Annotated in this window: 7 protein-coding genes; 2 read left to right on the forward strand and 5 right to left on the reverse strand. The window is 63.3% G+C overall.

Features of this window, described 5'->3' with window-relative positions; genetic code table 11:
* Window positions 1-5 precede the first annotated feature (5 nt).
* The 5 genes from ACJH7A_RS29075 to ACJH7A_RS29095 all read right to left on the reverse strand — a co-directional run bounded on the left by ACJH7A_RS29075 (window position 6) and on the right by ACJH7A_RS29095 (window position 5321).
* Window positions 6-194, reverse strand: coding sequence for a hypothetical protein (locus ACJH7A_RS29075; protein WP_406803202.1), 189 nt, complete (start codon window positions 192-194; stop codon window positions 6-8).
* 480 nt (window positions 195-674) lie between these two features.
* A complete protein-coding gene (locus ACJH7A_RS29080; RefSeq protein WP_406803203.1) occupies window positions 675-2117 on the reverse strand; it encodes an SAVED domain-containing protein in 1443 nt (480 codons plus the stop codon).
* Window positions 2114-2611 (reverse strand): Mov34/MPN/PAD-1 family protein, encoded by a 498-nt coding sequence (locus ACJH7A_RS29085; protein ID WP_406803207.1) that lies wholly within the window; start codon window positions 2609-2611, stop codon window positions 2114-2116. Before ACJH7A_RS29085 ends, ACJH7A_RS29080 begins: the two co-directional genes overlap by 4 nt.
* A 44-nt stretch (window positions 2612-2655) precedes the next feature.
* A complete protein-coding gene (locus tag ACJH7A_RS29090; protein ID WP_406803204.1) occupies window positions 2656-4089 on the reverse strand; it encodes a HesA/MoeB/ThiF family protein in 1434 nt (477 codons plus the stop codon).
* A 152-nt stretch (window positions 4090-4241) separates the two neighbouring features.
* Window positions 4242-5321: a nucleotidyltransferase gene (locus ACJH7A_RS29095; protein ID WP_105387593.1), complete on the reverse strand. Its 1080-nt coding sequence runs from the start codon at window positions 5319-5321 to the stop codon at window positions 4242-4244.
* A gap of 603 nt (window positions 5322-5924) precedes the next feature.
* On the opposite strand from ACJH7A_RS29095, the gene drmD reads away from it, so the two are divergent.
* Together drmD and ACJH7A_RS29105 are read left to right on the forward strand one after the other, a co-directional pair.
* Window positions 5925-9365, forward strand: coding sequence for a DISARM system SNF2-like helicase DrmD (gene drmD / locus ACJH7A_RS29100; RefSeq protein ID WP_406803205.1), 3441 nt, complete (start codon window positions 5925-5927; stop codon window positions 9363-9365).
* On the forward strand, window positions 9365-12672 hold a 3308-nt coding region (locus tag ACJH7A_RS29105), incomplete at its 3' end, for an Eco57I restriction-modification methylase domain-containing protein (RefSeq protein WP_406803206.1). The genes drmD and ACJH7A_RS29105, both read left to right, overlap by 1 nt.

Consider the following 12672-nt stretch of genomic DNA (forward strand, 5'->3'; position numbering starts at 1 on the left):
CACCGTCAGACGGCGATCAGCACACCGAAACGGAGGTCGCCTGAAACACCCCGATCCACAGGTATTGACAATTGCTCGAACCGGATCCCATGAGCCAACTCCAATGGAAGACGGGAAGTCCCATCCACGTCGGCTACCTCAAACACCGCATCGCACCGGCCCGCGGCAACAGCATCACCGGCCAGCATCGACATGCCCAGAACGGTACCGGCTGTATCAGATCAAATGAGAAAGGCGCGCCGATGTGTCACATCAAATGAGAATGCTTCAGATCGGATGAGAACTGACAGCGTGCCTGTGTGTCCGATCCGGAACTTTCTGAGAGTGCGGGGGGAGTGCTGACCGGCGCGCTCTCATTTGGTCGTGGACAGCATCCGGTCAGGCGTTCCACGACAACATGCGAGTGCCGGAGGAAATCCAGAAAGACCTGAGAGTGCCGGACATCTGGGTGACGTCGATGGTTTACTGCATTTCGCAGTGGCAGCAACGGATGGATGCGACTGTCTATGCCGGGCTGGCACACTGACGTTCTTGCCGGGACAAACACGGAATCAACAACTCCCAATGTGCGTTGCTCCGCGTTCGCGTTTGGTAATCAAGGGGCGGCTGGCGGCTAGAACCCACAGGCCTTCCGAGCCTGCCGCCATCCTGGTGCTATGCCTTCGGGGATCAGCCTACGTGTCCACGGTGAAGGCATGCTCGTACCCTTGCGGGCCGAGGTGTTCGTATACGAGTGTCGTCGGAACGCGGTTCCAATGGTGTCCCATGAGGACGGCCAGTCCGAGCGGGCCGATGAGGAACAGGTGCAATCTCTCGGCGCTGGCGTGGTTGCGAGCGAGGTCGCGGATGGTGACGGCGAGGCTGTTGGCTGCCACGGGTGTCGTCACGGCGCTGGGGCCCGTTCCTGTCGCTGGCGTGGCGGTGAGGATCGTCTCGACGGGCAACGCGTTCTGCAGTATCCATTCGGTCGCCTGGCTGGCTGCGTTGGCGGCCACGTTGACGATGAGCGCGATGTCAGAGCCCTGGCCGATGCGGTTTTCGCTCACGTCGAGGTCGAAAGGCACTGTGGCAACGTCACTGGTCCACAGTTGGTCGTTTTGGCGGATGCCGACCTCGTAGCGCATGACCCGCAGCAGTTCAGCGCCGAATAGGAAGCCGGTTGCTTGACGCATGTGCCCCGTCGCCAAAATGCGACGGCAACTGCCGAGTTGCGCTGGCACGGTGGCGATCTCAGCAGCGAGATCAGCCCACGTATGGGGCGCAGCTGGGGCAACACGGTGCGAGGGCTTTTCTCCGGCGATGCGCTCTACCCAGTCGATGCTGACGGCAGCTTGATCGGCGAGGTCATCGTGCTTGATGGTCGCGATCGACACTGTGGTCCATGGTGAGCCGACCTGTAGAGCCAGCGTAGTGATGGCTTTGTTGATGTCTGCCAGGTCAAGTCGGCGGTGCCCGGCGATAACCTGCTGGGAGACCCACTTCGTACCTTGATCGACTGCATTGTCGTCCGATCGCAGGCCGTTGGCGGTCATCAGCAGGGCGACCTCGTCGCGTAGACGTTCGTATTCGTAGGCGATATCAAAGTGGAGGTCGTCGAACAGAGCCATCAACCCGAGTTCGTCGGTGCCTGCGGCCGTTGCCCATGCTGCTCGCGCTTTCCCGCGCTCTGAAGTCGGTCCATCTTGGGCGGCGCGGGGGACCAGTCTGCCGTCGCGACCATCTCGATCTTTCAGCAGGACGTCGGTGGGATCGTGAGGACGGTTTGTGGCGAACCGCATTTCGACGGGATCGCCGTTGGCGGTAAGGGCGCCGTGTGTCGTCGCGAACTTTTTGAGAATGCCCCTTTCGTCCAGATAGGGCAGCCCGACCGAAATACGGTTGTCGACAGCGTATTTAACCTGTGTGTACACGTGCGGGGTGCGCTGGCGGTATCGCACGACGTCGTCGCCATTGCCTACGCCCGGTTCCTCGACACCAATAGCGATCGTGGGGTTGTTGGTGTTCTTTGTCAGGTCGTGGTGCAGCACTTCCATGCACGCCCGCCAGACGTGCAGCCACTGGTATTCGTCTCCGGTGATTCGGACGCCGGTTGCGCTAGGCATTTCGTTGCCGGTCATGCAGGGCCTCCTGGCAGGTCCGTCTTGGGTGTGTGAGGGCCATTCGTGTGTTGATCGCCGTGGACGGTGCGTGGTGTCAGCCCGGGAAGTCCGCCCGTCAGTGTGACGGTGCAGGCACGGGGGATCAGGGTGACGATGCGTCGGGCATCGAGGGTGTAACCGTGATCAGTTCTGCGGACCACGATTTGGGTTGGATTGGGTTGCAGTGGCATTTTGATCGAGATCAAGGCCAGCGATGCGAGATCAGTGCGGCTGTGGCCCACGTCGTGGGGGTGACTGTGCCAGTCACCCAGGTATCCCAGTCGGTGATCGGCCGTTCGTGCCCTGAGCACGGCGGGGTGGTCGGTCCCGCCGGGGATGCGGTAGTGGGATCGGCCCCGGTCTGCCGTAGGGATTTCGATGGCGGTGATCACCCATGGATGCCCGTCTTGGTAGACGCCGACCAGGATCCCGCCCGTTTCGTCCGGGTGTGCCTGTGCGGCAACGGTTGTCATGGTGGTGTGGGCGGCCTCTGTGAGCCACAGTCGTGTACTGGTGTTCACTTGCGCTCCGACGGGGTGGTGTCTCGGGGATCGATGATGCCGATACGGTGAAATGGTGGGTTCATCGGGCTGAGCACAGTGATGCGTTCGTCGGGTCGCTGCCGCCGAGCCGTCAGCTCGTCGATGGCGGCGGCAGCGGTATCGGCCGCTGCAGTGAGGACCGCGGTGGGCGGGGCGTTGTTCACGGGTGCGGTGCATCCGAGTTCGAGGAAACCAGCCTGAGACGGACCGTCGACCTCGGTATCAGGTGGTAGTGCGAAAAAGCGTGGGTCGGCCAGCCGTGCCGCGATCGGGGTGTCGCCTACGGTTTGTCGCTGCACCCGGACCAATGCGCCGTGGTGGAACAGTGCTCCCACGATGAGCGGTACGCCGCGGCGCCGACATGTGTCAGCGAGTGCGGCGGTCAGGGGCAGAACCCCGGTGCAATCGATGACCAGATCGACTTCGGCGACGTGGGCGCCCAGACGGACTGGGTCGTAGGGTAGGTCGTCGTGGCCGGTCACCAGGGTCCAGGGGGCATGCTGCTCGATGGCGGCCCTGACGGCGACGGTTTTGGGGTATCCGACGAACTGGCGGGTGCTGACGTGGCGAACAACGTTGGAGCTGGTGAGAAAGTCACTGTCGTACACGTAGAGGGCGCCTACGCCGCTGGAGGCAACGGCGATCGCGACGTGTCCGCCGATAGATCCGGCGCCGGCGATCAGAACCGTCTTGTCGGCGAGCAGATCGGCATCAGGACCTGCGCGTCGACGCAGTGCCTGCTCGTCGTTGGGGGTCGCAGCTAGCGCTGCCGTATGCAGGGTGTCACCGGCGCCGGTAAAGCTGACCACGACGGCGTCGTGGTCAGCATCGTGGCGGGGCCAGGCCAATGCGATGAAGTCGTGGCCGCCGCTGGGCTGCGGGAATGTTTTCTCTGATCGTGCCGCGAGTCCACGTTCGAGGTTTCTGCGTTGGCGGCGCTTCAGTGCCGCTCGCACATCGTCGGGTGTGCGCGGAGGGTCGGCCAGTTGGTCGAGCAGATAGAACGCCCCCGTGAGTACTGGCTTGCCGATGTTTCGCGGGTCTGGTGGGTTGCCGGTGCCGATGAGCAGTGACTTTCCCTGGACCGTGCCGAATACCTCGGCTGTGTACCCGGGTGTGCCGCCGACGATCAGGTCGTGCAGCGGCAGTTCGGCTCGGTAGTAGCTCACCTCGTCGTAGAGGCAATACCCGTCGAGTGCGCGGTCCTCGGGGTTGAAACCGTTCTGGGCTGCGGAGGCCCACTGGTCGAGGCGGTCCCAAAGTCCTTGTAGTTCACGGCCATTGATCTGGGCCGGATCGTCTTCGGCCCACAGGCAGATGGTGCCCTGCGAGGCGTGCCCGGTGCGCAGGCCGGGGACAACGACGTGAGCGTAGCGCAGTGGCCACCCGGGATAGAACTGGATTCGCATGTAGGTTGCGTCGGTGTGTGCGCGCAGACTTGGCCGAATTGGCCCCGTCCAGCACGGCGTGTCGTGGTCTCCATTGGGAGAGAATCCGGCGTTGACCAGGTCCGAACAGAACCGATCAAATGCGGCGTCGTCGTAGGTATCCAACAGCCTGCTCAGCGGCGAGCTTCGAGACGCGAGAGGGGCGTGGCGAAGCCACGCGGCTGATTGCTGCCCAGCGCGCCCACCGCGGTGACGGCCCCGATCGGGAATCCGGCCGCATCACACCCGTCGGGCAGCGGAAGGATTTGCCCCCGGTCGTTTGTGCCCAGGATGTCGCGCCATAGCTTCGCTGCGCGGCACCGATCCGAGTTGAGCGCCGCGCGGGCCTCACCGGCCAGACGCTCGAAGGTCTGCCCGGCCGATCTCCATTGCCACGGATCCAGAGCAGGTTTCAGCGGCGTACCGAGCACCGGGTCGGCCAGACCGTCGTCGGCACAATCGATCAACCTAGCGCCGACGTGTTCCATCGTGGCGGCCAGCAGCTCGGCGTAGGTGGTTCCGGTGACCAGCTGTTCATTCCACACGTAGTACGCGGCGACCTCGATGAACAGGCCGCCGGGGCGCTGCCCGCCGAGGTGAACGTGGCGGACCTGACGGAGCAGCCGCACGATGTGCCGGTAGGCGTTATCGCCGCCGACCGTCGGACTCCACGCGGCCGTGGCTAGCGCATCGGTATCTTTGGCGAACTGCACCGGATTGGTCTTGATCCAGCGGCCCTCGTCATTGTTCCATTGGTCGCGGTCACGGTTGGGGATGGCCCAGTGCTCACCCCAGGGCACGGCCGGCACTGCGTCGATGGCGAACGCGTCATCGCTGAAGTGGCCCTCGGGCTCGGGGAACTCGATCTTGAGCGACCGCGCTTGAGGGGTGATGCGCCCGCCAGGAACTTCACCCTTCACGCCGTATTCGTCAACGAGCACGCGCTCGACAGCGTTGTAGATCTTCTCCGGGCTGTGGCGCACCGACAGCTTGGTGCAGCGCAGGAAGACATCAACGTCCTTGCCGGGATATCGAGCGGTCAAGCGCGCGTACGAGCCGATGAGCCGGGTGTCAATGCCCCAGTCTTTAAGCTCGGCATCGGCCTCAAGCAAGTTGCGCACCTCGGTGTGTGCGTCGATAGCGCGGTCGCGCTTGTCGCCGTGGATGCTGACGTTGCGTACCGCTTGGGCGAACTCGGTATCGAGTGCCTCCATGTTGCTCCCGCGGGTATGTCGAATTCGATGGTTCAAAGGCGTTGCCGGCCGGAGCATGCGCGGATGCCCCACGTCGTGAACACCTGGTTGCTGCGTGCGCCGACACAGCGGCAGCGGGTGACGCGGGTGAATATTGGCTGTGACATAGTCGCTCCATCCGCCAAGATGTTCGAATGTGAATCGTACCGGCGGAGTCCGACACAACTGACATTTGTGTCAATCATCGGCGTGGTCGTCCCGCTCGGGCCGGGTGACGTGGGCCCGGACTTCGAGCGGGGCCAGGGGCACGATAGCGACGGCGAACTCCTTGCCATGGAGCACTGTGTCGACGACCGGCCACGCGTGCCCCGATCTTCACCCTCACGCCGCCCGTGATGTCGGCCGAACCGGCGATGGTGCGGAGGACATCGCCATAACCGTCACCCATTGCTGGCGCGCCACGGCGGCCGCAGAAATCCGACCAATGTCCGAGATCCCCGGCTACCGTGGTGATGCGTGGGGGAGACACCGCGGGAAGAAGCGGACCATCTGTCGCCTGGTCAACGCTCAACAATCCGTCGAGCGGTGCAACAAGCGGTCGATGAACACGGCATTGAGTGGGCAATGCGCAACACCTGCGCCCAGCTCGAAGCTAAGTACGGCATCTCCTACGACACCATCGAGTACCTGCTCCATGACGAGTTGCCGGCGGCGTTGCCCGAGGAGCTTCTGACTTCGGGCCAGCGGAACAAGATCCGACGGGATTTCATTGCTGCGACCTCCACTACCGACCCCACCCACAGACACACCGCCGCCGCCGAGGTGGTTAAGCGCTCCGCCGAGCACTTCGGAGTGTCCGAAGACACCATCCGCGCCGTTGTCGGTATCGACGGCGATACTGTTCGGCCAACGCCACCACCCGGAGGACCACCTGTGCCTGTAGCTGCCCCGTCCCTGCCCGAGCCCGGTCAGGTTGTTGAGGTGCGCGGTTCGACGTGGGCGGTCGCCAACGTTCAAGCTCAGGGTCTACCACTCAGCCCTGCAGACGACGCAGCCGCGAAGCTCAATCACGTCGTCGACCTGCAGTCACTCGACGAGGACCGCCTCGGTGAACAGCTGTCGGTGATCTGGGAGCTGGAGGTCGGCAAGACCGTCACCCCACCGCAAGGATTGCCCGAGCACATCAACCCAGAGGGCTTTGATGATCCAGTCACCCTGGCCGGCTTCATCGACGCGATGCGCTGGGGCGCGGTCACCTCGGCAGATCCGAACCGCTACCAGGCGCCCTTCTGGTCGGGGGTCACGGTGGAGGCATACCAGCTCGAACCACTGCGTCGGGCGTTGACCAGCCCGCGGACCAACCTGCTTCTGGCCGATGACGTCGGATTGGGCAAGACCATCGAGGCCGGCCTGGTGGTGCAGGAACTATTCCTGCGGCATCGTGCCCGCACCGCAGTGATCGTGTGCCCGCCAAGCTTGGCGTTGAAGTGGCAGGACGAGATGCGGGACAAATTCGGCCTGCAGTTCGTCATCGTCAACAGTGAACTGATGGCCGAGGTGCGCCGTACCCACGGCCTGCACGCCAACCCCTTCCAGCTGTACCCACGGGTGATCGTGTCCATGGCATGGCTGCCGCAGGTGCGCTGCCAGCGCTTGCTGCGCGACGTCTACGCCCAGGCCAAGAACCCCAAGCTGGGCAAGCGGTTCACCTTCGACGTACTTATCGTCGATGAAGCCCATCACGTCGCGCCCTCGAGCCCCTCGGCCATCGCCGGCGGACGCGGCTACTCGGTGGATACACAAAGAACCATTGCGGTGCGGCAACTCGCCGACACGTGCGAGCACCGCCTGTTCCTGAGCGCCACGCCGCACAACGGCTACCCGGAGTCGTTCACTGCGCTCATGGAGATGATCGACCCCCGCCGGTTCTCCCGCGGCGCGCTCCTGGATTCCACTGCGCTCAAGGACGTGACGGTACGCCGCCTCAAGCGTGACCTCACGGGGAAAGGGTTCAAGGACCGCGAGGTCAAGATCCTCAACTTCACGCCCGAGAATAGCGAACAGGAGATGTTCTCCCTGCTCGATGACATCGTCACGCGCAGCGCCAAGCAGAACGGCACCAAACCTGGCGGCGACATCGTCACCATGCTGCTCAAGAAGCGGTTCCTGTCCAGCCCGTTCGCGTTTGGGATGACGATCAGTCACTACCGCGACGCGCGCGCCGGGCGGGGGTTACGTGCAGACGACTATGACGACATCTTCGGCGAGGGCCAGGCAGACGAGGAAGAAGGTCTGTGGGAGCACGACGAGGCCGAGCGTTTGCGCGAGTCCAAGGCCTCCGACCCACTCAGCGCCGCCGAACCCGGTCAGCTGGAGAAACTCGCCGACTGGGGCTTGAGCTACGAAAGCCGTCCCGACTCACGCCTGGAGAGGCTGCTCACCTTCCTCGACGCGGTCTGCCGGCCCGACGGCACCCACTGGACCAACGAGCGGGTCGTGGTGTTCACCGAATACGCCCATACCCTCGGCTGGCTGCAACGAGTACTCACTCAACGCGGCTACGCCGACCGACTGGCCGTCATCGAGGGGGCGACCCCCACCGAGGACCGCGAGTACATCCGGTCGCAGTTCACCGCCGACCCGACCGAGGAACCGGTGCGGGTGCTGCTGGCCACCGATGCCGCCGGCGAAGGTATCGATCTGCAGAACCACTGCCACCGATTGGTGAACTTCGACATCCCGTTCAACCCGTCACGACTCGAACAGCGCATCGGCCGCATCGACCGCTACGGGCAGACCGAGACACCCGAGGTGTTCCACTTCGTCCCCGACGACAAATCCTCCACCTACGCCGCCGACGCGAACTTCATGGCCCGCATCGCCCGCAAGATCGCCCAGGTCGAGGTGGATCTAGGATCGGCCAACCAGGTGATCGGTGACGAGATCCAAGAACACTTCGCCCGGCGCAAACCCGCCAAACGCAAAGCCAAGGGCCTCGACGGCAATCAGGTGATCCAGGAAGCCTTGGCCGGCGGCATCGAACTCAACACCCGCCTCACCGAGCTGGAACGTGGCTACGACGCCTCACGTGCAGATCTGCACCTGGAACCGCAGAACCTGCGCCGCGTGGTCGACACCGCGCTTCGGATCAACCACCAACTTCCGCTGGAGCCGGTCGGCGACGCCGACACCGACGCCGAAGTGTTCGCAGTGCCTCCGCTAAGCCCCTCGTGGCAGGACACCCTCAGAGGCTTGGCTACCCGGCTGAAACCTGATGTGCTGCGCCCGATTACATTCGATCCGACCGCGGCTGAAGGACGCGCCGACCTGGTGTACGTCCACCTGGGACATCCGATCGTGCAGAAAGCGCAACGTCTACTGCGCCGTTCGCTGTGGAGTGTGGATTCCACCCTGAACCGAGTCACCGCGGTGGTGATCGACGACACGGCAGAGTCGTTCGTGGCGGCGGTGACCCGCATGGTGCTCGTCGGTCGCGGGGGAGTGCGGCTGCACGAGGAGGTGTTTCTGGTCGGCGTTCGCCTACGCGGCCGCCGCGCGATGGCCGAGGAGAAGGCCGAACACGCCCTTGATCACGCCCTGGACGGGGAGCGCCTGACCCTGGCCAGCCGCCGGGTCCGCGACGAGCTGTGTGAGATCTGGAACGCCCCGGACGCGCCGCTGCGCGCTCGGTTGGAAGAGTCTATGCACACTCGCGCCGACCGTCGGCACACCCGGGTGCTGGAGCAGCTGGACAAACGCCGGGCCGCTGACATCCAGCGGGCGCGTGACATCTTCGCCGCATTCCGAACCAACCTGCGGGAATCCCTGGATCTGTTGCGCAGCAAGGAAGCCGAAGCCGAAGCCATGTTATGGGCCGACGAGCAGCAGAAGCAGTGGCGCCGCGACATCGACTCGATGGAGCGTCGTCTCGACGAACTTGACGACGAAGAGGCCCGCGAGATCGCGGCCATCGCCGACCGCTACGTCGACGTCAAACCCCACACCACCGCCGCGGCGGTGGTGTTCGCCCTAACTCCTGAGGACGCGAAAGGAGGGCTGCGCTGATGGCGCCCCGCACACCTCGGCAACGTTCAACACCGAGTGCCTCTGAGCTGCACCATGCGTGGCTCGAACTCGTCGACACTGACGGTCCGTTCCTAGCGATTGCCCCGCTCAAGCGGGTATGGCCGCAGGGCATGCCAGCCTTGGATGACACCCGGAAAGAGGCACTGCTATACGCCCGCAAGGACTTCGAAGCCGCATGGGAGACGGCAGACCGCGCCACCGGCGACGACGGCACGACCGATGACGCGTACCGCGTCGCCCGCGACAAATGGGTCGAGACCGTATTGCGCGATGTCGTCGGCTGGGCCGAATCCTTATCCTGGGGACCCGTCGCCGGCGTCACGGCTCAGTCGCCCAACCGTGCGGTCACCGTCGGTGCCGAGGCGGCCCTGCTGGCCCCCCACGGCGCTATCGGCGCGCTGGTGTCGGTGATCGATCCTGTCGACTCGTTGCGTCAGGTTCCCAGCGACTTGTGGGCGGCCACGCCGGTGGACCGAATGGAAGCGCTGCTGCGCGAGAACGACATTCCGATCGGCATCGTCACCGACGGGCGCTGGTGGGCGCTGGTGTGCGCACGTGCCGGCGCGATGACCGCCTCTGGAGTCGTCGACGCGCTCACCTGGGTGGAGGAACCGCGCACCCGCGACGCGTTCCTGATGCTGATCTCGCGCCAGCACATCATCGGCGGCAAGGAAGACGAGCGGCTGCCGGTGCTGTTCGAGGAATCCGTGGCTGCGGCCGAGGAGATTACCGAAGCCCTTGGCGCGCAGGTGCGTCGCGCGGTGGAACTGCTCATCCAGTCGTTCTCCGAATCGGCACGCGACGCTCAACAACGCGGCGAGCCCGATCCGCTACCCGCCGACACCCACCAAAGCTATGAAGCTGCGGTGACGATCATGATGCGGATCGTGTTCCTACTGTTCGCCGAAGAACGCGGGCTGCTGCCGTCGGGGGAGTTGTTCGAGCAAGGGTACGGCATTTCGCGCGAACTGGACCGGCTGCAAGCACGCGAGGCTGAGGAAAGCGAGGAGGCACTCGATGCCACCTCGCTGACGTGGCATCGATTGCTCGCTACGAGTCAGGCGCTCTACGGTGGTGCGTCCTTCGAGAACATGCGGGTACCCGCCTACGGTGGTTCTCTCTTTGACCCCGACCGATTCCCGTTCCTGACCGCACTCACCGCGCACGGAACCTTGGCCATCTCAGTATCCGACCGAGTGATGCTGCACGCACTGCGGTCGGTCCAGCAGGCAGTCCTCAAAGGTAGCGAGGTACGCCGAATTTCTTTCCGCGACATCGACGTCGAGCAGATCGGGTACATCTACGAAGGCCTGCTGGGCTACACCGCCGTCACAGTCGGTGAGACCTATCTCGGCCTGCAAGGTACCCGCGGCGAAGAACCGGAGATCTCGCTGCCTGAGCTGGAACGGCTTGCAGCGGCTAACACTGCGCCGAAAAAGCTAGCCGAGGCAGTCCGCGCACACATCGAACGCGATCAACCCTCGGCCAAACCCAAGTCGGCTGCCGCAATCGCCAAGGACATTGGCGCCCAGACAGAACCGAGTGTGATCAGCGCCTTGGCTCAGGCGGTCGGCGACGACACCGATTTACGTGAACGCGTGTTGCGGTGGCTGGGCATCATGCGGCAGGACCTCCGAGGCCGACCATTCGTGGTACTCAATGGCGGGCTAATGGTCAAGGAAACGCCATCCCGCAAGAACGCGGGAGCGCACTACACGCCCAAGTCGCTCGCCCGAGAGGTAGTCCTGCACGCCTTGCAGCCGCTGTGCTATGCGCCCGGCCCGTATCAGACTGCTGACGAATCTCACTGGCGCCTCAAATCTTCCGATGACTTGCTGAGTTTGAAGGTTGCTGATATCGCCTGCGGCTCAGGAGCGTTCCTTGTTTCGGCGGCTAGCTATCTAGCCGACCGGGTAGTCGAAGCGTGGACCGCTGAAGATCCCGCCAATGCCAACCGCAGTGACCTACACCGCCGTGCCATCCGCGAGGTCGTCGCGAACTGCCTCTACGGCGCCGACATCAACGACATGGCCGTCGAGATGTGCAAGCTCTCGCTATGGCTGGTGTCGCTGGATCGCGACCTTCCATTCTCGTTTGTCGACGACAAAATTTTTCTCGGCAACTCACTGCTGGGCATCACGAATCTCAACCAACTCCGCAAGCTGCACATCGACCCGTCACGTGTGCCGGTGGGCGACATGTTCGACATCTTCGACGTCGACATCGACGCCATCATTGCGAAGGCTGCCGACCTACGTCGCAAACTGGCGTCCGAAATTGACGAGAACGACCCGGCTCGCAACAGCGCCGCCAAACGGCGTCAACTTGCTCAGTTGCGTGACACTACAGCTAGTTTGCGCCAGATTTCGGATGGCATTGTGGCAGCGGGCCTTCCTTTAGGCGGAAGGCCCGGCAGGTCTCTCGACGAGGCATACGAGAACCTACGTATCGCGGTCAAGGCTGCACACGGCGAGTCTCGCCAACGCGATCCGACGATGCTCGATGCGATCATCGATCACGGTTTGACTCCGACAGTCAATACAGACTACGACCGCTGGCAACCTAACCATTGGATTATCGAAGCCCCCGACGTGCTGGTTGAGCGCGGCGGGTTCGATGCCATCGTCGGAAACCCTCCGTTCCTGGGGGGCACGAAATTGCCGAGCGCTATCGGTGAGAACATGCATGAATGGCTTGGAACGGTGCTTGGAACCGGATTCAAAGGCAAGGCCGACTTAGTGGCATTCTTTTTCCTGCGAGTGAGACACCTACTTTCCGCTACTGGAGTGCTTGGGCTGATCGCGACGAATTCGGTTGCGCAGGGCGATTCGCGTCGCGTCGGATTGGACCGCATGGTTTCCGAAGGATTTCAAATCTCTCGGTCAGTTCAAAGTAAGAGGTGGCCCGCAGCCTCAGTGAAGCTCCACTATGCGGCTGTCTGGGGAACAATCTCTCCAATTAGTCCTAAAGCGATATTGACGGCAGACGGTGTCGTTACCAAAAAAATAACATCGTTGTTGGAACCGGTTGGGCGTGTCGAGGGTGAGCCCGTCACGTTGCGGGAGAATGCGGATATTACGTTTGAAGGCGTTAAGACCGGGGGGACAGGGTTCTTGCTCAATGCCTCAGAAGCATCGTCGATGGCTGCGGTGGGTGACAATAATCGTGTTATTCGTCCCTACCTGTCGGGTGAAGACCTCAATACAGATCGAGTAATTGTCAATACCTGTGGATTGGTGTTTTTCAGGCGACCTCCGTTCCGGTCGGGGTGGCCGGGTTGTCGGCC

It is taken from the genome of Mycobacterium sp. SMC-17 (assembly GCF_045310915.1).
In the GTDB taxonomy this organism is placed as follows: Bacteria; Actinomycetota; Actinomycetes; order Mycobacteriales; family Mycobacteriaceae; genus Mycobacterium.